Annotated in this window: 16 protein-coding genes and 1 riboswitch; of the genes, 11 read left to right on the top strand and 5 right to left on the bottom strand. The window is 56.0% G+C overall.

The window, feature by feature from the left end:
* Window positions 1-56: 56 nt before the first annotated feature.
* Window positions 57-374, bottom strand: a complete 318-nt coding sequence (locus tag NCG89_RS04080; protein WP_251088501.1) for a DMT family transporter — start codon at window positions 372-374, stop codon at window positions 57-59.
* Between the two features lie 418 nt (window positions 375-792).
* Between NCG89_RS04080 and NCG89_RS04075 the strand changes: the two genes are divergently transcribed.
* The 11 genes from NCG89_RS04075 (at window position 793) to NCG89_RS04025 (ending at window position 16,762) form a co-directional block, all read left to right on the top strand.
* A complete protein-coding gene (locus NCG89_RS04075) occupies window positions 793-3,144 on the top strand; it encodes a TonB-dependent receptor (protein ID WP_251088500.1) in 2,352 nt (783 codons plus the stop codon).
* A gap of 259 nt (window positions 3,145-3,403) precedes the next feature.
* Window positions 3,404-3,565: riboswitch (guanidine-I (ykkC/yxkD leader) on the top strand.
* Window positions 3,566-3,625: 60 nt separating this feature from the next.
* Window positions 3,626-4,666: a putative urea ABC transporter substrate-binding protein gene (locus tag NCG89_RS04070; RefSeq protein ID WP_251088499.1), complete on the top strand. Its 1,041-nt coding sequence runs from the start codon at window positions 3,626-3,628 to the stop codon at window positions 4,664-4,666.
* A 158-nt stretch (window positions 4,667-4,824) separates the two neighbouring features.
* Window positions 4,825-5,646, top strand: a complete 822-nt coding sequence (locus NCG89_RS04065) for an ABC transporter permease (RefSeq protein ID WP_251088498.1) — start codon at window positions 4,825-4,827, stop codon at window positions 5,644-5,646.
* Window positions 5,646-6,428, top strand: a complete 783-nt coding sequence (locus NCG89_RS04060) for an ABC transporter ATP-binding protein (protein WP_251088497.1) — start codon at window positions 5,646-5,648, stop codon at window positions 6,426-6,428. Before NCG89_RS04065 ends, NCG89_RS04060 begins: the two co-directional genes overlap by 1 nt.
* Window positions 6,428-7,135, top strand: coding sequence for an urea amidolyase associated protein UAAP1 (locus NCG89_RS04055; protein WP_251089333.1), 708 nt, complete (start codon window positions 6,428-6,430; stop codon window positions 7,133-7,135). Before NCG89_RS04060 ends, NCG89_RS04055 begins: the two co-directional genes overlap by 1 nt.
* A gap of 10 nt (window positions 7,136-7,145) precedes the next feature.
* Complete coding sequence (locus tag NCG89_RS04050; protein ID WP_251088496.1) at window positions 7,146-7,799, top strand: urea amidolyase associated protein UAAP2; 654 nt, start codon at window positions 7,146-7,148, stop codon at window positions 7,797-7,799.
* A gap of 866 nt (window positions 7,800-8,665) precedes the next feature.
* Complete coding sequence (gene uca / locus NCG89_RS04045; protein WP_251088495.1) at window positions 8,666-12,280, top strand: urea carboxylase; 3,615 nt, start codon at window positions 8,666-8,668, stop codon at window positions 12,278-12,280.
* Entirely contained in the window at window positions 12,280-14,088 is a 1,809-nt protein-coding gene (gene atzF, locus NCG89_RS04040; RefSeq protein WP_251088494.1) for an allophanate hydrolase, read from the top strand. The genes uca and atzF overlap by 1 nt, the downstream gene beginning before the upstream one ends.
* A gap of 442 nt (window positions 14,089-14,530) precedes the next feature.
* A complete protein-coding gene (gene traF / locus NCG89_RS04035; protein WP_251088493.1) occupies window positions 14,531-16,030 on the top strand; it encodes a conjugal transfer protein TraF in 1,500 nt (499 codons plus the stop codon).
* 123 nt (window positions 16,031-16,153) lie between these two features.
* Window positions 16,154-16,495 carry a hypothetical protein gene (locus NCG89_RS04030; protein ID WP_251088492.1) on the top strand — a complete coding sequence of 114 codons (342 nt, stop codon included), beginning with the start codon at window positions 16,154-16,156 and terminating at the stop codon, window positions 16,493-16,495.
* A gap of 72 nt (window positions 16,496-16,567) precedes the next feature.
* Window positions 16,568-16,762 carry a CPXCG motif-containing cysteine-rich protein gene (locus tag NCG89_RS04025; protein WP_251088491.1) on the top strand — a complete coding sequence of 65 codons (195 nt, stop codon included), beginning with the start codon at window positions 16,568-16,570 and terminating at the stop codon, window positions 16,760-16,762.
* Between the two features lie 132 nt (window positions 16,763-16,894).
* Here NCG89_RS04025 and NCG89_RS04020 read toward each other — a convergent pair whose 3' ends face one another.
* From NCG89_RS04020 to NCG89_RS04005, 4 genes are all read right to left on the bottom strand, one after another.
* Window positions 16,895-17,368 (bottom strand): hypothetical protein, encoded by a 474-nt coding sequence (locus NCG89_RS04020; RefSeq protein WP_251088490.1) that lies wholly within the window; start codon window positions 17,366-17,368, stop codon window positions 16,895-16,897.
* A gap of 120 nt (window positions 17,369-17,488) precedes the next feature.
* Complete coding sequence (locus tag NCG89_RS04015; protein ID WP_251088489.1) at window positions 17,489-19,891, bottom strand: TonB-dependent receptor; 2,403 nt, start codon at window positions 19,889-19,891, stop codon at window positions 17,489-17,491.
* A gap of 357 nt (window positions 19,892-20,248) precedes the next feature.
* Window positions 20,249-21,808: a tetratricopeptide repeat-containing sulfotransferase family protein gene (locus NCG89_RS04010; protein ID WP_251088488.1), complete on the bottom strand. Its 1,560-nt coding sequence runs from the start codon at window positions 21,806-21,808 to the stop codon at window positions 20,249-20,251.
* 85 nt (window positions 21,809-21,893) lie between these two features.
* Window positions 21,894-22,142 carry a TIGR02647 family protein gene (locus NCG89_RS04005; protein WP_251088487.1) on the bottom strand — a complete coding sequence of 83 codons (249 nt, stop codon included), beginning with the start codon at window positions 22,140-22,142 and terminating at the stop codon, window positions 21,894-21,896.
* Window positions 22,143-22,148: the final 6 nt, after the last annotated feature.

The following is a 22,148-nucleotide window of genomic DNA, read 5'->3' as shown; positions in this document are numbered from 1 at the left end:
AGCCAGACACACCTCGCGGCCGGCTGATTATAGTGGCTGTTTATGACAAGTGCTTGTCAGGCGCTGAGCTTCAGGCCCGCGGCGCCGATAATAATTAGACTGATGCAGGCCATCCTGACTAAAGTGAGTGCCTCACCAAACCAGATAACACCGCAAATGGTGACCCCAACGGCACCAAGTCCGGTCCAAATGGCATAAGCGGTCCCCATGGGGATTCCGCGCAGGGCAAAACTCAACAAGCTGATGATGGCAAAGGCCAGCAGCAGCACCACCAGGCCCGGCATGAGACCAGGTTGTTTACTGAACCATTTCATCGACATGGCCCAGGCAATTTCAAAGACCACGGCCAACAATAGATATAGCCAATAACTCATACCCATTCCATAAGCTCGTTAGAAAACTGATTAGGGCCTAGTTCAAATAGAAATCCGTGCCGTTCGCTGCAAGCCGCAACGACCTCAACTGTGCATTTATCCCGTAAGGGGGGCGTTTTGCAATCTCTGCGTAATACCGATTGGTAGTGGGGCAAACCTAAGGTTGCCTGGTCAATGTTGTCAACATGTGTCGTTGCGAAGGCAAAAACGGCCGAATGAGAATTGAGTAGGGGTTATTACGTATGCCGGTAGGTGATCTCAGTAGGCAGAATGCGCTCGTTCAAAATATTGAAATGCAGATCAATACGAGTGGCGGCCTGTGTCAGCGATTTCTATTTTGGCGAAGCTGCACACGACACCCTGATAACTGGCCGATAAAGAACAGTTTTAGATTTATAACAACGGGAGGTTTAGGTGAATGAGAAAGATTCTTGCGCTTGAGGTGGTTGCAGTTCTGTTTCCGGTTGCGCTTAATGCGGCTCAGCTTGAAGAGGTTGTGGTAACTGCCCAGAAGCGGTCACAGTCGATCAATGATGTAGGTCTCTCCGTTTCGGCGGCGACATCGGAGCAGATTGCCGATGCGGGTATTTCCGATACAGGCGATTTGATCAAGGTATCGCCCGGGCTGGTTTTCACCGCCAGTCAAAATGGTACCCCGCTGTTTTCCCTACGTGGTGTCGGCTTCAATGATTACACTCTGGGAGCGAGCCCCGCAGTTAGCGTATATGTGGATGAAGTGCCTCTGGCCTATGGTGCGTTCACCAAAGGCGCCACCCTGGATCTGGAGCGGGTTGAAGTGCTCAAAGGGCCTCAGGGTTTGTTGTTTGGCCAAAACTCTACCGGCGGCGCAATTAACTATATCGCGGCAAAACCTACTCGCGAATTTGAGGCTGGTGGTCGTCTGAGTGTTGGGCGCTTCAACCGTGTTGAGGCCGACGCCTATGCCAGTGGCCCGCTGGGTGACGTGGTCGCCGGACGAGTGGCATTGGCCACAACCCAAGCCGATGAATGGCAGGAGAGTATTTCTTCTAATCGTGAACTTGGCGCAGAAGACACCTTTAAAGGACGGGCGCAGCTGCAAATTGATGCGACTGACAGGACCTCGGTATTAGTGGGTATTAACGGTTGGACCGACCAATCCGACACACAAGCCGCGCAACTGCAGGGTTTGCAGTTGCAATATGCCTCGCCGGCCGATGCCCCCGTTGCCGATGTGGCGGCTACCCAGCAGCGCATTGACGCCTTTTTTACCCAACCCAACGCCGGCAATAATGCGCGCAGCGCGGAGTGGGATGAGGGGCGTGACCTCTCCCGAGATGACAGCTTTACCCAGGTCACTCTACGGATCGATCACGAGCTGGGCGATAACCTGATGTTCACCTCGATTACCGCTGCGTCGGAGTATGAGGAAGACTATGCGATGGATCGCGATGGCACGACCCTGCAAAATATGGGGATCGATTCCGTGGGCAGCGTGGATAGCTTTACCCAAGAGTTGCGCATTTCTGGTAGCTCAGACAGCAACCAGTGGCTGGTGGGGGTGAACTACGCGACCAATGACGTGGAGAGCGATGAGACGGTGTTGGTCGCAGACTCGACAAACGTTGCACTCCAGCCCGGCGGTCCCTTCATTCAGAACGCCACCACCAGCATTACTCAGGACATTGAGGATATTGGTGTCTTTGCTAACCTTGAGCAAGACCTGAGCGAACAGCTCACCCTGTTGGTGGGGGCGCGCTATACCGAAAGCACCAATGATTTTACGGCTTGTAGTCGCAGCACCGACCCAGGGCTGAACTCCACTTTCGCGTTTTTCTCTGATGTATTGCGGGGGCAGTTGCCGGGTACAACCGTGTTAGCACCAGGGGATTGTGTCAGTCTTGATCCACTCACGGCAGAAAACAGCCGCACACCTTATGAGGATTCATTGGAAGAGGACAACGTCTCCTGGCGCGTGGGTTTGAACTACCGGGTGAATGAGGATTTGCTGCTCTATACGTTGGCCTCTAAAGGCTATAAAACCGGCAGCTATCCGATTCTGCCGGCTTCAACCACGGCCCAGTTTGAACCGGTTACCCAAGAGTCTGTGCAGGCCCTGGAGGCGGGCTTCAAATGGAGTCTGGCCGACCGTCGTGCCCAGTTGAACTCTGCGGTGTTCTACTACGAGTATGACGACAAGCAGGTCCGTGGCAGCGTTAAAGATCCGGTCTATAACCAGTTGGATCGCTTGGTGAATATTCCCGAGTCCACCATTCAGGGTTTTGAACTGGAGTTGACCTTCACTCCCATTGAAGGGCTGATGCTGCGGGCCTCCGGAACCTATGTCGAGACCGAGGTAAAAGAGTGGTACACCTTCGTCAATCCGGCCACCGGCATGGAAGAGGATGGCCTGAACGGTGTGCGTGAGCAGGGCGATTTCTCTGGATCTGATCTGCCTTTTACGCCTGAACTGCATTTTGTGGCGGATGTGGACTACCGCTGGCCGCTGAATGACACCCTGGGAGCCTTCATCGGTGCCAACCTGCTGTACAACAGTGAGGCCAACTCCACCTTTGGTGACCCCAAAGCGACCCGTATCGATGGTTTTACCACGCTGGATATTCGCCTGGGGCTTGAGTCCCTCGACGGCACTTGGACCGCGACCCTGTGGGGCCGCAATGTGACCGACGAGTACTATTGGAGCAACCAGTTTGTCACCCAGGACGTGGTGGTGCGCTATGCGGCCAAGCCGGTAACCTACGGTTTGACCTTCGCCTACCATTTTATGTAATCCCCGAATAGCCAATGATCAGCAGAGCCCGCGTTGTCGCGGGCTTTTCTATTTTGTGGCAGCGGGTCTTGTGGTTGCTTGTGGTGCGCCGCGCCACTTTTTAGGGCCAAAAGGCGGGCTGATTGGCTGCGAACCTAACTTATTCGTCCAGCTACGCTGCACAGGAGACCGGATGACGGGGGGTGGCAGTGTTGGCACAAAATCTGTATAACTTAATGCGTCCGCACTCATGGTGAATCAGGACGTACACGACAATTTGGCAATGGAAAGCTAGGGTTCCGATTGCAATAGCGCGCAAGCGCGCCGCAATGACTGGTCCGAGAGCTTTCGACCTTCGCTCACTTAGGGGTTACGCCCCGACAAAAAGTGGCAGGCTTCGGCCCTCAGCAAGGTTACACGGCGGGATAAAAGCCCGGGAGACGATCGGCGATTTCGCCAGGAGTGCTCTGTTAACCGCGTAACAAACCGCTGGAGGTTCGCGATGAAGCGTTTAGCCGCTTTACTACTCACACTGACTTTCTCTTCCTTTTCCATGGCGGCAGACAGCTTCAAGGTTTGCTGGTCGATCTATGTTGGTTGGATGCCCTGGGGTTATGGCGACGAGCAAAAAATTGTCGACAAGTGGGCCAAGAAGTACGGCATTGAAATCGATGTCGTGCAAATCAACGATTACGTTGAGTCCATCAATCAATACACCGCCGGCGCCTTCGACGCGTGCACTATGACCAATATGGATGCACTGACTATCCCTGCAGCGGGTGGTGTGGACAGCACCGCATTGATCGTGGGTGACTTCTCTAACGGTAATGATGGTGTGGTGTTGAAAGGCACCGACAAGCTCGCTGATATCAAAGGCCAGCAGGTTAATCTGGTCGAACTCAGCGTGTCTCATTACCTGCTGGCCCGGGGGCTTGAAAGTGTGGGCATGAGCGAAGCGGACGTGACGGTGGTCAACACCTCAGATGCTGACATGGTTGCGGTATTTCCGACCGCCGGGGTGACCTCTGTGGTGACCTGGAACCCCCTATTGAGCGAAATCCTGGACATGCCTGGCGCCAACAAGGTATTCGACTCCTCGCAAATTCCTGGTGAAATCATCGACCTGTTGGTGATCAATACCGAAACCCTCAAGGCCAATCCCAAACTGGGTAAAGCCCTCACCGGCGCCTGGTATGAAATCATGGCAACCATGAGTGGCGAGAGTAAAGCGGCAATGGCAGCTCGCACGGCAATGGGTGTGGCCTCGGGCACTGATCTGGCGGGCTTTGACGCTCAATTGGCCAGCACCGAGATGTTTTACGAGCCAGCGGCCGCGGTTAAATTCACCGAGAGTGCCGCGCTGATGGAGACCATGAAAAACGTTGCCGAATTCTCCTTTGACCACGGCTTGTTGGGTGAGGGTGCACCGGATGCGGGCTTCATTGGCATCGAGACACCTGCGGGGGTTTACGGTAATAAATCCAACGTTAAATTCCGCTTTGATCCCAGCTACATGCAGATGGCGGCTGACGGTAAGTTGTAAGGGCGCGGGAGACGCTGGACGGGAGAAGGGGGACGCTAAGATTTGCAGATTTGCTGCTGTCGTAGCCTCACACGGCAAAGCCGCGCTTGCTGTTGCGTCTTCCGCTTTCCGTATTGCATCTCCCATCCAAAAAGCACGCCCCAACCACGGGAACGAGAATGAAACGACTCATCAATCAAAACCCCAGCCGGGTTTGGCGAATCGGCCTTGCGCTACTGCCTTTTGCAATTATCTTGTTGCTGTACATTTCAGCCTCAGAGGCACGGCTGGCGGAGAATGCCCAGGACAAGTTGTTACCCAGCTTCGGGCAGATGGCCGATGCGGTGCAGCGTCTTGCCTTTGAGCCCAGCAAGCGCACCGGTGAGTATTTGTTTTGGGAGGATACCGGCAGCAGCCTGCGGCGGCTGGGTCTGGGCATGCTGATTGCGGCATCGCTGGGCATGTTTTTTGGTTTGATGACCGGTGCCATTCCCCTGGTGAATGCCTCGCTGGCACCACTGATCACCATTATCTCGCTGGTGCCGCCAATGGCGCTGTTGCCGATTCTGTTTATCGTGTTTGGTTTGGGCGAGCTGTCCAAGGTGGCGCTGATCGCTATTGGTGTTACCCCCTTTATTGCCCGGGATATTCAAAAGCGCGCGCTGGAGATTCCCCGGGAGCAATTGGTAAAGGCACAGACCCTCGGTGCCAATACCGGACAAATTATGCTGCGGGTGCTCATTCCCCAGTTAATGCCTCGGCTGATTGATGCCGTGCGACTGTCGCTCGGCAGTGCCTGGTTGTTTCTCATTGCGGCAGAAGCCATTGCCTCCACCGATGGACTGGGCTATCGGGTTTTCCTGGTACGCCGCTATTTGTCGATGGATGTGATACTGCCCTATGTCGCCTGGATCACCTTTCTGGCCTTCATCATTGACTACCTGCTGGTCAGGGCCAGCCGTTTTGCCTTTCCCTGGCATGCGCAGCAGGAGGGCAAGTAATGATAGAGGTCAAAAATATCTGGAAGCGTTACGGCAGTAACGTGATTCTCGAAAATATTTCGGCGTCGGTTGCCGAGGGGGAATTTATTACCCTGGTCGGGGCATCGGGCTGCGGTAAATCGACCTTTCTCAAAATGCTGCTGGGCACCGAAACACCGAGCCAGGGCAGCATCCTGCTCGACGGCCAACCCATCGCGACCGAGCCCGACGCCGAGCGGGGGGTGGTGTTTCAGCAGTATTCCGTTTTCCCCCACATGACGGTTTTGCAGAACGTCGCGATCGGCCGGGCCTTTGAACAAACCCGCCTGGGTTATTTGTTTGGCGCCCGCAAAAAAGCGGCGTTGGCAGAAGCGGCGGACCTGCTGAACATTGTGGGCTTGTCCCATATGCAAGACCGGTATCCCGATGAATTGTCTGGTGGTATGCGCCAGCGGCTGGCCATCGCCCAGGCGCTGATCCTCAAGCCGCGTATTTTGTTGCTCGATGAGCCCTTTGGTGCACTGGACCCCGGGATTCGCGCCGACATGCACGAGCTTGTGCTGAATTTATGGCGTAAGCACAAGCTCACCATTTTTATGGTGACCCACGATTTGAAGGAGGGCTTCCATCTTGGCACCCGCCTGTGGGTCTTTGACAAACTCCGGGTAGATCCCCAAAGCCCGAATGCCTACGGCGCCGGTATTACCTATGACCTGCCGGTAGGGGTATGTGGCGACGATCTGCTGGAAGAAATTGACGAAAGCCTGTCGAGCAATATCGCAGGCGAATTGGAAGTGGAATGATGCAAGGCTACAACACTGAAATTTCCCCCGGCGGCCACTGGTCACTGGAGTTGCGCCGGGGTACCCAGCTCACGCTGACCGATATTGCCGGTGGCGGCAATTGCGGCATGCTGTTTTACAACCCCCGTAATTTACTCGAGCGCTACAACGCCCCGGATACGCTGAAATGTCAGCACACCTTTAAGCTGACCGCCGGCCACTGCCTGTATTCGGATATGGGGCGCATCTTTGCGTCGGTCACCGCGGATACCTTCGGTTGGCACGACACCGTATGTGGCAATGCAAACGCCCAACACGTGGCCAGTAAATGGGGGGCGCGTGACTACCAACACCATCGCAATGACTGGCATCAGAATGGCTATGACGCCTTTCTGGTCGAGTTGGCCAAGTACGGTCTGGGTGCGGCGGATATGGCGGCCAACATCAATTGGTTCAGTAAAGTCGCGACCGATGCCGAGGGCAATCTGTGCCTGACATCACCGAGTCCGGCGGGCAGCAGTGTGACCCTGCGCGTTGAGATGGACACCCTGGTCTTGCTGCATGCTTGTCCCCACCCCTTGAGTGATGCCACGACCTATCCGCGCAAGGCCATTGGATTGGGCCTGGCCACGGCGGCGCCAGTCGGCGAGGATGACCTTTGTCTCAATCACTGTGATGAAAATCGCCGGGGCTTTGCCAACAACGCCCTCTACCATTTGGGGGCATAAGAGAAGCGTCATGATTAAAGAGAGCCAACGACACGTTGACGACGCCGTATTCAAACAGGTGGTGGATGCCGGCGATTACTACCTGGGCAAAGTCAACGCGGGACAGACCTTCCGGATTCTGGATTTGGAGGGCAACCAGGCCGCCGATACCTTGTTTTTCAGTGCTGCGAATCCGGCAGAGCGCTACAGCGCCACCGACACCATCCGCGAGCAGGGCAATGTTTACCTGACCGCAGGCAGTGTGCTGCGCAGCAATGAAAATCATCCGATGTTGGAGATTGTCGCCGACACCTGTGGTCGCCACGACACCCTCGGTGGTGCCTGCGCGAGCGAGAGCAACACCGTGCGCTACGACCTAGAGAAGCGCTGCATGCATGCCTGCCGTGACAGCTGGATGCTGGCCATTGCCGAAAGGCCCGAGTTTGGGCTGAGCAAACGGGACATCACCCACAACATCAATTTTTTCATGAACGTACCGATCACCGAGGAGGGTGGGCTGACCTTTGCCGATGGGATTTCCGGGGCGGGGAAATATGTTGAGCTGACGGCGCTGATGGATGTGCTGGTGCTGATTTCCAACTGCCCGCAGTTGAATAATCCTTGTAATGCATACAATCCAACACCGATTGAGTTTTTGGTTTGGGATGCCCCAAACGGGGTTTGATGGAGTGCTGTTTTACGGCGCATTATCGAGTGGATAGACGATTCGTGGGGTCGACGGAATTTGGGTTCTCGCTGTATTGGCACGCTATCGGGTTTTGTTTCTGGCGGAAGGCAGCTGTTTCGCCCCGCAGGGCGACTTACTTCTTTTTATGTGAAAAAGAAGTAAGCAAGAAAAGCACACCCCGGCTGCGCTGCCGATGGCGAAAAGATGCCATCGGTTCCCTGCGCTCCTCATCCATCGCGGCGCAAAACAAACTCGCTACGCTCAAACAGTGTTTTGCTTATTTCCGCGATGGACTCCGGTGCTCGGCAGCTCCACAAGGGGGAGGTCGCAGCATCGATTATGGGAGGATGTAAATCGGCAAGCACTTGCCGAAAGCGCTAAACTTTAAGGTCTTAAGAAACCTGATGATCTTGAATCGAAGTACGGCGTAATTACCCCCTTTGAGCTCGGTGAGCATCGCAGAAATTCAATGGGAGTCTTTTAGCGAGGACTGTTTGAGCCGCAGGCGAGTTCCGCAGCGTTCCCATTGGATTTTGAGAAGCGCAACGCACCCGAAGGGCGAGCGATTGGGGCGCCCTTTTTCTTGCTTACTTCTTTTTTGGCGCAAAAAAGAAGTAAGTCGCCCAGCGGGGCGAAATAGGGCTAGCAAAGCCCCTTACAAACTCGACAGGGTGCTCGAAGGGTGAATATTAAAAGACTTAAGTGAAACAACTGCTATCTGCAGGGAAAAGCAACCCGACAGCATTCCTGTCGACAATGAACAACTGAAAACCGCTGCATCAGCAGCAAAAAACGCAGAACCACCCCAGTGGACGACCACTGGCAAAGAACCACCCTGTGGGACGACTCACAGACAGGAGCTCATGTTTACCAAAATACTGATCGCCAACCGCGGTGCCATCGCAACCCGCATCCAGCGAACACTGAAAGAACTCGGCGTCACCTCAGTGGCCGTTTACGCCGAGGCCGATGCCCGCAGCTTACATGTACGCAATGCAGATGAGGCGTACTCCCTGGGCGAAGGTGGTGCGGCGGAGACCTATCTCGATGCCGCAAAAATCCTGAAAATTGCGAAGGACTCCGGCGCCGAGGCAATCCACCCCGGCTATGGCTTTCTCAGCGAAAACAGCAAATTTGTTGAGGCGTGTGAGGCGGCGGGTATCGCCTTTATCGGCCCCACCCCGGAGCAGATGCTGGCCTTTGGCTTAAAACACCGGGCCAGAGAAGTGGCCGAGTCGGTGGGTGTGCCGCTGCCGCCGGGCACGGGGCTGTTGATTGACAAGGCGGCGGCGCTGGCTGACGCAGAGAAAATTGGGTATCCCGTCATGCTGAAAAGCACCGCCGGGGGCGGTGGTATTGGCATGCAGGTGTGTCACGGCAGTGATGAGCTGGCCAGCGGCTTCGATAAAGTGAAGAAATTGGGCCAAAGCAACTTTGCCGATGACGGTGTATTTCTGGAAAAGTTTATTGCCCGGGCCCGGCATATTGAAGTTCAGGTATTTGGTGATGGTGCCGGCCAGGTCATTGCCCTCGGTGAGCGGGACTGCTCCGCCCAGCGCCGAAACCAGAAAGTGGTCGAAGAATCGCCAGCACCCAATCTACCAGATGAGGTCAGGGGTAAATTGCACCAGTGCGCGGAAGCGTTATTGGCGGCAGTAAATTACCGCAACGCGGGCACGGTTGAGTTTATTTATGACCAGGATAGCCAGCAGTTTTACTTCCTCGAGGTGAATACCCGCCTGCAGGTGGAGCATGGTGTCACTGAAATGGTCTGGGGCGTTGACCTGGTCAAGTGGATGTTGCAATTGGCTGCCGGCGATTTGGGCGATCTGTCTCAGTTAAAGGCGGGCCTTGTTGCTACTGGGCATGCGGTGCAGGTGCGGGTCTATGCAGAAGATCCTTTTCGTCAGTTCCAGCCCTGCGCCGGGCTGCTCAGTAAGGTTGCTTTTCCTGCGGCTGTGGAGCAGGGCACCTTGCGGGTGGACCATTGGCTGGACAGCGGCATCGAAGTCTCGCCCTTCTTTGATCCGATGCTCGCCAAGGTCATTGTCCATGCTGACTCCCGGGAGACGGCGCTGGCGGGGGTGGCTCAGGCCCTGCGCCAAAGTGAGCTGTACGGCATTGTCACCAATGTGAATTACCTCGGTGCCTTGCTGCAAGATCCGCTGCTCCAGCAAGGCCTGGTCACCACTCGGTACCTGAATGATTTTGCCTGGCAGCCGCGGCGGATTGATGTGCTGCAGGCAGGTACCCAAACCACGGTACAAGACTACCCGGCGAGGACGGGTTACTGGGATGTTGGCGTACCGCCGTCGGGTCCCTTTGATAACTACAGTTTCCGTCTGGCCAACAGATTATTGGGTAATGACCCTTCGGCGGCAGGCCTGGAGATTACCCTGCAAGGTCCCGTGCTGCAGTTTAGCTGCGACACCATGATCGCGCTGGCGGGTGCCGATATTCCCGCGACCCTGGATGACATGGCAGTGCCGCTGTGGCAAGCCGTGCCGGTCAAGGCTGGTCAGAGCTTGAGCCTCGGGCGGATCAGCAGCGGTGCCCGCGCTTATCTGGCCGTACTGGGCGGCATTCAGTGCCCCGAATACCTCGGCTCCCGTTCCACCTTTACGCTGGGGCAATTTGGCGGCCACAGCGGTCGCGCGCTGCGAGTGGGGGACGCACTGAATTTATCCATGGCGCCCATTGCGGCCTGTCCTGCAGCCTTGCCAGAAAGTCTCAAACCGGACATCGGCGAGCATTATCAATTGCGGGTGATCTATGGCCCCCACGGTGCGCCAGATTTCTTCACCGATGACGATATCGATACCTTCTTCAATACCGACTGGGAAGTGCATTACAACTCGAGCCGCACTGGTGTGCGTCTGATTGGCCCCAAGCCGACGTGGGCCAGAGACAGCGGCGGTGAGGCGGGCATGCATCCCAGTAATATTCATGACAATGCCTACGCCTTTGGCACCGTCGATTTTACCGGGGATATGCCGGTTATCCTGGGGCCGGATGGGCCCTCTTTGGGCGGGTTTGTTTGTCCGGCAACGGTCATCACGGCGGATCTGTGGAAGCTGGGTCAGCTGCGCGCTGGCGACAAGGTTCGCTTCGTGGCAATGACCATTGATCAGGCGGTGATTGCGGAACAACATCAGCGTCAGCGCATTGCGGATCTCGCACCGAACCCGCCGGCAGCGAACGACATTATCAGCTCAGGGGAATTGCCTTCACCTATCGTGCAACGACTGCCCGCGGCTGAATTTGGTGACGACATCGTCTATCGGGTCGCGGGCGATCATTTTCTGCTGGTGGAATACGGCCCCCTCGAACTGGATATCCGCCTGCGCTTTCGCGCCCACGCCCTGATGCAGCATTTGCAACAGAAGCCGATTGCCGGTGTGCTGGAAATGACGCCCGGTATTCGCTCACTGCAGCTGCACTACGATTCCCAGCAAATTTCACTGACGTCACTGCTGGGCGCGTTGAAGGACGCTGAAACCGCGTTGGCGGGGCAGCTGGAGAGCCTGAGTGTGCCGTCGCGGACAGTCTATCTGCCACTGAGTTGGGATGATCAGGCCTGTCAGCTCGCCATTAAGAAGTACCAGCAATCGGTGCGGCAAAATGCGCCCTGGTGCCCGAGTAATCTGGAGTTTATTCGCAGGATTAACGGCCTGGAAAGTATCGATGAGGTTAAGCAGATTGTGTTTGACGCGGCCTATCTGGTGATGGGCTTGGGGGATGTGTATCTGGGTGCGCCAGTGGCGACTCCGGTAGACCCCCGTCACCGCTTGGTGACCACCAAATACAATCCGGCCCGGACCTGGACGGCGGAAAACTCCGTCGGTATTGGCGGATCCTATATGTGTGTTTACGGAATGGAAGGGCCGGGGGGGTATCAGTTTGTGGGCCGGACCATACAAATGTGGAACCGTTACCGGAAGACGGCCGCCTTCACCGAACCCTACCTGCTACGGTTTTTCGATCAGATTCGGTTTTTCGAAGTGAGCGAGGAGGCGTTGTTGCGATTCCGCGATGATTTTCCTTTGGGGAAATACGATCTGCGCATTGAGGAAGGCGAATTTTCCCTCGCGGACTATGAGGCCATGTTGGCAGAAAACGCCAGCGAGATCAGCGCGCATACCCGCCGACGCGAGCAGGCCTTTGAGGAAGAGCTGGCCCGCTGGCACCGGGACGGTCAATTCCATTATGAAGCGCCAGAAATTGATGCTGCGGTGCCGGAGGTGGCCCTGGCCGAGGGCGAGGTGCCAGTGGATAGCGCGGTGGCGGGCAGTGTATGGCAATGGCTAGTGAAGGAGGGAGATTCCGTTCAGGCGGGCCAAGCGCTGCTGTTGTTGGAGTCGATGAAAATGGAAATCTCGGTATTCGCGCCGCAGGCGGGGCGGGTGAAAAAATGCCTGTTGAATGAAGGGGCCCGAGTGGCGGCGGGGCAAAGTGTGGTGATTCTGGAGGAGCAGTAATGTCGAGTTTACCGAATTTGAGTCTGTCGTCGTTGCGTCAGGCTTATGCCTCCGGCGCGCTGACACCACGGCAGGTAATGGAAAAGATCAGCGAACAATGTGAGGTCTATGCGGGGCACAATATCTGGATAACCCGCCTGACAGCGGACCAGCTTGAGCCCTATCTGGCGCGCCTGGATGCCACCTCACCTGAGCAGCTGCCGTTGTTCGGTGTGCCCTTCGCCGTAAAGGATAATATTGATCTTGCTGGTGTGCCGACCACGGCGGCCTGTGAGGCCTTTGCGTACGTCCCGGAAAAATCGGCCTTTGTGGTGCAGCGTCTGATTGATGCGGGCGCGATACCGCTGGGGAAAACCAACCTAGACCAATTTGCCACGGGCCTGGTGGGTACGCGTTCGCCTTATGGCGCCTGTAAAAACAGCTTCGATGAGCAGATGATCAGCGGCGGTTCCAGCTCGGGCTCGGCGGTGGCCGTGGCGCTGGGGCTGGCCAGTTTTTCTTTGGGCACCGATACGGCGGGCTCGGGGCGTGTGCCAGCCTGTTTTAATAATCTGGTCGGCGTAAAGCCCAGCATCGGACTGCTGTCTGCCGGCGGCATGCTGCCCGCTTGCCGCTCACTGGATTGCATGACGATCTTCGCCCTCAATACCGATGATGCCGCCACGCTACTTAATGTCGCTGAGGGTGAAGATAGGGAAGACGCCTACAGCCGCGCCAACCCCTTTAGCAACAGCCATCGTTATTATGGTCAGCACACAGGGCCTCTTCGCTTGGGTGTGATGAAGGCATCTCAACTGGCTTTTTTCGGCAACAAGGATTACGAGCACTGTTATCGTAACTCCCTCGCCACGTTGGTGGACAGTGGGATAGAACTGGTTGAGGTTGATATGTCGGCCTTTCTTGAGGCTGCCCGACTGTTGTATGAAGGCCCCTGGGTGGCTGAACGCTATCTGGCAACTCAACCCTTAATTGACCAACAGCCCGAAGCCATGCTCCCAGTGACGCGTAATATCATTGGCGGCGGCGCCAAGGTGAGTGCTGCGGATACCTTCCGGGCCCAGTACAAGCTCAAATCGCTACGTAAGCAGGCCCAGGCTGTACTCGAGAGTGTGGATGCCCTGCTAACCCCAACGGCGGGGCGCCCTTATTCGATTGCGGAGTTGCAGGCTGATCCGGTCGTGCTCAACACCAATCTGGGTTACTACACCAATTACATGAACCTGTTTGATCTCGCTGGCGTGGCGCTGCCAACGACTTTCACCGGGTCCGGGTTCCCCTTCGGTGTCACTCTGATTGCTGAGGCATTTTCTGATCGCAAGCTGCTGTCGATCAGCAATCGTCTACAGCAACTTTTCAAATTACCTCTGGGCTCCGGGCAGGGAGAATATCAACCGCTGGCCGACAACCCGGTGCAAGGGGCTTCATGTATTCCGGTGGTGGTGTGTGGTGCCCACTTGGATGGAATGCCCTTGAATTGGCAGTTGCGGGAGCGAGGTGGGCAGTTAGTTGAGAAAACCCGCTCCGCTCCCGAGTACAAGCTCTACGCGCTGGCAGGCGGACCGCCTTATCGTCCTGGGATGGTGGTGGCTGAGCAAGGCGGCGCCGCAATAGAGGTTGAGGTGTGGTCGGTACCCAGCGAGGCGTTTGGCAGCTTTGTGGCGGGGATTCCTGCGCCTTTGGGAATTGGCAAAGTAAAGCTGGCGGATGGTCGTATGCTGAGCGGCTTTATCTGTGAGGCATCAGGCCTGGTCGGCGCAGAAGATATTACCCATTTAGGGGGATGGCGAGCTTATATGGCGCGTCATTGAATGTCCTCCTTTGCGCGCTCCTCGAGCCGCACAGAGAGCGTCGTGGGCGTGCTTCGGATGCACTGAGAAGAGCAACCGACGTCGTTCCCTGACCACAAGGGAAGGGCCCATCGGCACTGGCACAGATCTCGCGCGCCTGCTTTTCCTAAGAAACTCTTTGTAGACAGGGCGAAAGTAAGATGCGTTTCAGCAGGTGTCCATTTCGGATTGATTTGGCGGGCTAGAAATATTGCCTTCTAAGAAAGGCTTTATTATCGTCAAGGTAAGGTTGAATCAATATCTGTGTAACGTAGTGTCTGTCGCGGGGGCTTCTGCGGAGGTTTGGCAGGCGTGATTAATGCCGCTCCGGGAGGCAAGGATGGCTGGATTTTGTTTTTTAAAGAGATATCGACAAACTAAGTTCAGGGGCGGGATACGCCGCTCAAGCCTGTTGTCGCTGGGGGTGACTTGCGGCCTTCTCGGCTTTGTCCCATCCAGTGCCGCGGTATCATTTCTGTCCTTCGATCCTCGCTCCATGGCGATGGGCGGGGCGGGGGTGGCCAGTGCGCGATCCTACAATGCGACGATCTTTAACCCGGCGTTGTTGGTTTCATCTCAAAGCAGCGACGACTGGAAATTCTATTTTCGTCCCTATCTTGGTGCTCGTCTTCTCGATCGGGATAACTTTCTCGACGCCTTAGATGAGTATCAGGATAGTAACTCGGAAGATGAATTTGATCGCTTGCTTGAGATTGCCAAGCGGGACTTCGCTGCCGGGTTAATCACCGCCGACGACTTGCGCGCGCTGGCGGCTGCGGCAGAGGACTGGCAGGGCGACATTGACAAGCTATCCGACAAGCCACTTCGCGCTTCCCTTTCCTATGGCTTCACTATCGGCTCCACAGCTAAACGCCGCGCTTGGGGCGCGCACTATCGGCGCTATTTTGTGTTGGGCGCTCGAGTCAATTTCGCCGAGGTCGATCGCATTCGGGTATCGCAAGCCATAGAAACCACCGAGTTGCTGGCCGATATTTCCGATCAAACCGAGGAGATTTCTGCACTCGAGGAGGCGCTTGGTCTTGATGAACTGGGCGATTTGATTGAGCAAGCAGTGATTGATGGTGTGCCCAGCGAGGAGTTACTGTCTTACTACGATTTGCCCTCTGTACAGGAGCTGGTCGAACGATCAATAGAGACAGGTAGGCTGGTTCAGGAAGTCGCCGACTATTTTCAATTGGAAGACCTGGAAGCAGAGCTGAGAGACCCTGGCAGTGTGGACAACCCACCGGAGTTAAAAAATTATCTGCGCTACCAGATTCCGGAAAATTTTGAATCCACTATTGAGGTGCAGGGTGCCTACGTGGACGAAGTCAGTGTGGGCTATGCCTTCACACCGGATGACCGAGATCGCTTGAAGCTCGGATTAAATATCAAACACCTCACGGTCACGACGGTGGATTTTGAACAGTCGGTGGAGGACATCGATCTGGACAATGCGGAGAACTCCCGTAATCAGACTCGCCATCAGACACTGAATCTGGATGTGGGCGTTTTGTATCAATTGGACGATCAGTGGGCGTTGGGAGCGGTAGTTAAAAATCTGATCCCCCATGATTTCAAGACGGTGCGCGGTAATGACCTCGAGTTTCGGCCATTGGCCAGGGCGGGTGTCTCCTACCGCTATACCCCTAAATTGCGCTTTGCGGCGGATTTGGATTTAACCCGCAATGATCCCCTTGGCTTTGATCCCGATAAGCAATATCTCAGCTTGGGTGCCGAGTGGTATTTGTGGCGCTCGACCGCCATTCGCGGAGGGCTTCGTTACAACATGGCCACTGGAAAATACCTTCCCTCTATCGGCTTCGGTTTGGGGACCTTTTCCTCACATTTGGATATCGCGGTGACGAAATCGGCGGATAATGACGAGGTTGGTCTCTCGCTTCAGGCGGGTTTTCGTTTTTAATCCGCCCTGCTAATTTAGCGTTTGTTGCCGGAGTTACACTGTGGCTTGTCGGACGTGGCCAATCATCTCAGGGCGGGACAGTTGATCCTTCGCTATTTCTCTCAATTACGTTTAGGCAAAGCAGTGTTGTGGTGTTATCTGCTTTGGTATGTGGTCGTGCTGTTTTTCTATTTTGATCCGGCGCCGCGAATCTGGCTGAACTCTGCTGGTATTAGTGTGGTGATCGGCATTGCGCTGGTACTCAGCGTCACCGGGCCGGGGGCCTCGCGCCCAGAGCCTTGGCAGATCGCCCGGTTGTTTCTAATGCCGTTCTGTGTCTCCAGTTTTTCCTCGTTGATCAAGGGGCAGGGGTTTGTGTTGATTTTTCCGCCCCGCGTGAATGAGTTGATAGCTTGCGTTGGCGTTTGCCTGTGTTTTGTCTTGGTAGTGAGTTTGCTAAAAGTACGCCGTGCGGGCAGTTTATAGATTGCTGTTGTCAGGCGGCGAAGTGCCATAGATGAACTATGCTTTCTGCACCAGATTTGCCGGAGCGCAGCGATGAATGCACTCGAAACCATTGAACAGTATTGTCCCTATTGTGGTGAGCCCATTCAGTTGTTGGTGGACTGCTCTGAGGGTGATCAGGAGTACACCGAGGATTGTCAGGTTTGTTGCCAGCCGATGGTGGTCAGGGTGTTTCTGGTGGGTGAGGACGTGACCCTCACCGTGCACAGTGAGGGCGAGGCGTATTAAGTCGATGACTGATCGGGTGCTATATGGCAGACAATAAAAAACGGCCCCATTGGAGGCCGGTTTCGGTTCAGGCGTCTGTTACTGCCGGATTAGACCCGGCAGTAACTTCTTATCTCGCTGGGTTGTGATCACCTAGGGAAGCGGCACCAGGGCGAGAAAATCCACTGGGATGACATCTAAGCCCGGCAGCATGCCGGCATCAAACAGGGCATCCAGACCAAATCCCGTATCGAGGCTTGCTAATCCGCCCAAGTCGGGCAGGCCTGGTAGGCCACCGCCACTGCCAGTGGTCAGCCCCTCAAGCACGTCGTTGCCCATAATCGCACCTGAGCCTAATGCAGAGAGCACATCGTTAATCGGCAAGGCAGAGCTGATAAAGCTCACGTCAATCACGCTCAGGCCATCAATGGGCAGCTGAGAGGTCAGCGAAGTGCCCGTTGCCGCCAGACCAGAAATGCCACCCAACGGGTCGGCCAAGGAGGTAATCCCGCTTACGCCGCCCAGAGGCGCCGCCAAGGAAAATACCGTCCCCAGGCCCGGCACGACCGCAAAACTGTTGCTGGTCAGGGTTGCTAATAAGAGTGTTCCGCAAAGCTGTTTTTTCATAATGACTACACCGTTATTTTTAGATTTGGTCGCATTTTCACAGTTACCGCGCCATAGCGCGACGGCGAAGAGCGGCAGAGTGATATAACGATATCACTCTGCCGTCTTGTTTTTGTGGACTTAGTTCAAAAACACATCAAAATCCCACTTGAGCTTCAGGCCGTACAAGCGAGGCGGCGCCAAAGTCACCGAGCGACCAAAGTCCTGCTGCAGAATCGAGGAGAAGTATTCCTTGTCCTTGACGTTATCCACAAAGGCGGTCAGCTGCAGACCCCAGGGGTCAAAGAAGTAGCTGCCCCGCAGTGACCACAGTTCGTATTGATCCTGCACGAAGAAGGGCGAGTTTTGGGGGGTGGTGAAGTATTCACTCTTGTAGGAGTAATCCACCGCCACTTCGAAGGCACCGATATCCCCCGCATCAATGAACTGGTTCACCGATACCGCAGAGGTCAGCTCGGGTGCCCGGGGGACCTTGTTGCCCGTGAAGTCACGGGGTCCGTTGGCAAAGTCCGCCAGGGAGATGGGCAGTTCCAGACCGAGCAGGTCGGTCGCAATGTCTTCCAGACCACCGGGACCGAAATACAGGCCGGTGTCATCATCAAAGCCTTCGCCGTTCTTGTAGTCGGTAAACTCGGAGTTCACGTAGGTGGCACCACCGGTGATCGCCAGGCCGGGATTCATGTCCGGCATTGGCTGCCACTGGAAGTCAAACTCCACGCCCTTGGCTTCGGCGCTGCCGGCGTTGGCGTAGCGCACGATCGCACCGGAGGTAAAGGACACAATCCCGGTCAGCAGCTTGTCGGTCTTGGAGGCAAACAGGGCACCGTTCAACTGCAGGGCGCCGTCCAGCCACTCGGACTTGAAGCCCAGCTCCGCGGCAACCGCTTCTTCACCTTCGACCGGATCGGGGCTGCCGAAGAAGTTAACAATGTTGTAGGTCGGGCTCTTGTAGCCTTTCTGAATAGACGCGTAGATCTGAGCCGTTTCGGTGGGGAACCACTGCACGTTGATCTTGGGCGAGAAGGTGGTCTCTTCCAGCGGTGGTCCACCAAAGTCGAGCAGGCGGGAGTTACAGGACTTGTCGCTGCCCTGATAGTAGCTCACGTCGGTGCCGTAGCTGCCGTCACCGCCAGCACACCCGGTGTCCACCAGGTCCAGCGCGGTATTGCCGATTTCCCGGGTCTCTTCCTGGTAACGGGCGCCCAGGGTCATGGCCCACTCTTCGTTAAAGCGCCAGGTGCCCTGGAAGTACAGCGCGTCAGACTCGGTGGTCAGCAGACCGCCGGATTCAAGCACCGCACGGCTGCCAGAGTCACCCAACAGGCCGGTAATGCTGCCAGGCAGCAGGCCGGTGGCCAACCCGTTGTTGAGGAAGAAGAACAGGCGGCCGAAACCGCCTTCGGCTTCCAGGCGGTAGTAACCGGCCACCCACTCCAGGTTCTCAGACAGGGGGGTGTCGGCGTTGGACAGGATCTGCAGCTCGTAGGTCTGCTGATCGTTGTACTGGTCGTAGGTGAAGAAGCCGGAGCGGTCTTCATCGGTGGAGTCGTAGTCGTACTGACCCCAGTCCACGTCAGCCAGCTGGTCGGAGTAGATGAACTTCACGTCCACCGGGCCGGGGCGCCATTCAAAGATGGTGCCGTACATGGTGTTGATGGTGGCGTTACCGCCTTCGTAGTTGGTGTCGGTATCCCGGTCGGCGGTATCGGTTTCACAGCCGGCACACAGAATGGGTGAGGGCCGGGTGTTTTCCTGCACCAGGGAGTTGCCGTTGAACTGGTTCACGTAGGAGCCAATCAGGGTCAGGCTGAAGTCTTCCAGGAAGTCCCACTTGAATTTGACCCGGCCCCCTTCGGAGAAGTCTTCCCGCCAGGGACGGGGCTCGCCGTTGCTGAAGTTGGTGCCGTAGTTCTCGTGGGTGTCACTGAAGGCGGCCAGGGTGATGCCGGCGCCATCAAACAGGGGCAGACCGAGGTAGGCCTGGTATTCCTGGCTGTCGTAGTTGCCGCGAGTGGCTTTGATGTTACCGACGATTTCATCGATCGGCGGATCTTCGGTGACGATGCTGATGGCACCGGCGGTGGCGTTACGGCCAAACAGGGTGCCCTGGGGGCCCTTGAGGACCTCAACCCGCTTAACGGGGCCGAGGGCGTCTTGCTTGCCTTGGCTGGCGGGGATGTTGATACCGTCGATATAGGTGGCCACCGAGGGGTCGGCGTTGGGCAGGAAGGCGTCACTGCCCACTCCCCGCAGGTAGATCAGGGTGTAGCCGTAGGTGTAAGTGAAGGTCAGTCCGGGGGTAATCTTTTGCAGGTCGGCGGTGTCTTCAATATTGAATGCATCCAGCTTCTCGCCAGAGAAGGCCTGGATGGCAATCGGCACGTCCTGGGAGTCTTCCTCCCGCTTTTGGGCCGTTACCGTGACTTCCTCGAGGAGTCGGTTAGAGCGCTTTTCTTGGGCAACCACGGGCCCGGAGCATAGCGGCACTGACATAACAGCCAGCGCGATAAGCTTCTTCTTCATTGTTGTTCGCCTCTAGGTTTTTTTAAAGATCTAGATTTATCGTTTTGTCGTGATGCGCTGCCCCAACTCAGCGCTGTTGTTATTGTCGTTGGTCACGGACGCTGCGACGACGCAAATACATCATTTTGTATGCTAGTTAAAAGTATTCTTGGGTATCTTTTGTAGGCGAACGAGAAGGCGCACCTACAGAGATAACCAAGACCCACTAAGATACGATTTATCTTGTAGTGAGATATTGGGATATTAAAACAGTCTATTCAGACTGTAAAGTGACTAATTGCAGCTAATAGCCAATTATTACGGGGCAAATGGCCTTTGGAAATGTGCGATGTGTCACATTTTGACGGGCCTGATTGATCAGGCGATGCGCTCTGTCTCTTCGCCGAGTTCCAGCAGCCGTTGCCGCATCGGTATTAATTCGCTGGCGAAGGGTTGCCACTGCCCAACCCTCTGCGGGTTGAGGGGAGAGCGTACTTGGCTGGCCGAGGTTGTGCGCACGCTGCGGGTGTTGCGATAGAAATGCAGGCACTCTTCCGCCCAGGGAAGTCCGACATAATCGAGCAGTTTTCGGGTCGTACCGGCTTGGTCGGCCAGCAGTGTCTCGTAATCCAGTAAAAACAGCTCATTTCCTAGCTGAGACTGCCAATGTTTGAGCAGGGTCATGGCGCCGTGGTAATGGTCTGCGAGCTCCTCTTGGGAATAAGTAAAGCGCAAGCCGTTGGCAAAGTACTGCCGGTAGCAGCCCCATAAATTGTCCATGGGTTGGCGCCGACAGAAGATGATTTTGGCGCCGGGGATCGCTCGTCTAATCAGGCCAATTGCTTTGTAGTTTTGCAGGTTTTTGTCGGTAAAGAACGGCGTGGTGTGCAACGCTTTGGTCATGTCCAGGTAGCGAGCGCCGATCGCTAGCCATTGCTCTTCACCCATGTCATCGACCCATTCTGGGAAAGGTTGATTGATGCCCTGTTGTCGCAGCTGTTCGGCGGTGGCTCTGGGCAGGGCATTTAGCTCATCACCCGCGGTCACCAGCGGATGACTGGAAAGAATCTGCTCGGCCAGGGTTGTGCCCGAGCGCGGTAGGCCGCAAATGAAAACAGGGCAATGTGTTGGTGTCGTGCCGCTGGCGCGCTGGTCGAGGGTGAAGCGCGCGACAATCTCATTGATCTGGCCTATTTCCGCCGCATGATCATATTCGTCATTTTCCCGAATACGCTGGCGCTTTATTTCTGCGCCTCGCTGGACATGGCGGAATTCTGCTTCGTACTGACGGCGTGTGGCGTAGGCCCGGGACAGCGCGTAGTGAATGCGAATTTGATTATCGGGGCTCAGGGCTTGTTTCAGCAGCGACTCCATTGTCGCAATTTCTTCATCGCTATATTCCGCAATCAAATCTGCCCGATTCCAATAGGCCTGCCCCGACTTTGGGGCGAGCTTGATACTACGATTGAAACTCGTCAGCGCCTGCTCAGTGTCGCCAGTTTCTTTGAGGATGACCCCTCGGTGGTTATGGGCGCTGGCGTCGGCCGGCGCCAATTTGATCGCCTTGTCGATGGCTGTTAACGCGTCGTCATGCTTTAGCTGTACCCGCAGAGCGAAGGACAGAGCGAGCAGAGCAGGCACACTTCGTGGTTTTTGCTCCAGACAAAGGCGGGCGGCTCTTTCCATTTCCGGGTAGTCACCGGCTTCGCGCAGACCGTCAAACAGCAGATGCCAGGCGTCATCGAGCTGGGCTTGCTGCTGCAGGACCTGGCGCAGCAGGACGATAACGGCGGGCCATTGGTTTTGGCTGGCAAGTTGACGAGCAAAGGCGATGGCTTGTGCGCCGGTTAACCGGTTTTGCCCAGGCCTTCCCGGCAGACTGACAGAGACAACTTTGTTTGCGTGTTTATCGGCTTTACTGGGTTTACGTTTTGACATCGGGCGGTTCAGGTTGCGTTCGCAGTATTACCCCCGGCAGAGCGGGGGTAGTCGACAGGTACGCCGGCCAAGACCGGCATAAGGTTCAGTGGTGGGCGATAGCGCTGTTTAATAGCGACAGGACATTGTCCAGATGCTGCACGGCTTCCTGGCCGCGCAGCGTGAGGTAACCGCCATCGGGTTGACTGACCAGGCCTTTGGCAAACAGGCGCTCGGCGGCCTCAATCAAACTCTCTTCTGCGGTGTGGTGGACCTTGATTCCCTCCAGAGTGGAGGCGGGGTTGAATTGAGCCAGTAAGCGCAGCTCTTCCAACATATCATTCTGTAGGCGCATTTCATT

It is taken from the genome of Spongiibacter taiwanensis, assembly GCF_023702635.1.
In the GTDB taxonomy this organism is placed as follows: domain Bacteria; phylum Pseudomonadota; class Gammaproteobacteria; order Pseudomonadales; family Spongiibacteraceae; genus Spongiibacter; species Spongiibacter taiwanensis.
Note: the sequence above shows the minus strand (reverse complement) of the source record. Positions and strands in the feature narration are given on the sequence as shown.

Bases quoted from the DNA above. Each gene is read 5' to 3' on its own strand.
- NCG89_RS04050 (WP_251088496.1), top strand. From the start codon at position 7,146: ATGATTAAAGAGAGCCAACGACACGTTGACGACGCCGTATTCAAACAG.
- NCG89_RS04060 (WP_251088497.1), top strand. From the start codon at position 5,646: ATGATAGAGGTCAAAAATATCTGGAAGCGTTACGGCAGTAACGTGATT.
- NCG89_RS04080 (WP_251088501.1), bottom strand. From the start codon at position 374: ATGAGTTATTGGCTATATCTATTGTTGGCCGTGGTCTTTGAAATTGCC.
- NCG89_RS04015 (WP_251088489.1), bottom strand. From the start codon at position 19,891: ATGAAGAAGAAGCTTATCGCGCTGGCTGTTATGTCAGTGCCGCTATGC.
- NCG89_RS04065 (WP_251088498.1), top strand. From the start codon at position 4,825: ATGAAACGACTCATCAATCAAAACCCCAGCCGGGTTTGGCGAATCGGC.
- NCG89_RS04070 (WP_251088499.1), top strand. From the start codon at position 3,626: ATGAAGCGTTTAGCCGCTTTACTACTCACACTGACTTTCTCTTCCTTT.
- NCG89_RS04025 (WP_251088491.1), top strand. From the start codon at position 16,568: ATGAATGCACTCGAAACCATTGAACAGTATTGTCCCTATTGTGGTGAG.
- NCG89_RS04020 (WP_251088490.1), bottom strand. From the start codon at position 17,368: ATGAAAAAACAGCTTTGCGGAACACTCTTATTAGCAACCCTGACCAGC.
- NCG89_RS04005 (WP_251088487.1), bottom strand. From the start codon at position 22,142: ATGCGCCTACAGAATGATATGTTGGAAGAGCTGCGCTTACTGGCTCAA.
- uca (WP_251088495.1), top strand. From the start codon at position 8,666: ATGTTTACCAAAATACTGATCGCCAACCGCGGTGCCATCGCAACCCGC.
- NCG89_RS04010 (WP_251088488.1), bottom strand. From the start codon at position 21,808: ATGTCAAAACGTAAACCCAGTAAAGCCGATAAACACGCAAACAAAGTT.
- NCG89_RS04055 (WP_251089333.1), top strand. From the start codon at position 6,428: ATGCAAGGCTACAACACTGAAATTTCCCCCGGCGGCCACTGGTCACTG.
- NCG89_RS04075 (WP_251088500.1), top strand. From the start codon at position 793: ATGAGAAAGATTCTTGCGCTTGAGGTGGTTGCAGTTCTGTTTCCGGTT.
- atzF (WP_251088494.1), top strand. From the start codon at position 12,280: ATGTCGAGTTTACCGAATTTGAGTCTGTCGTCGTTGCGTCAGGCTTAT.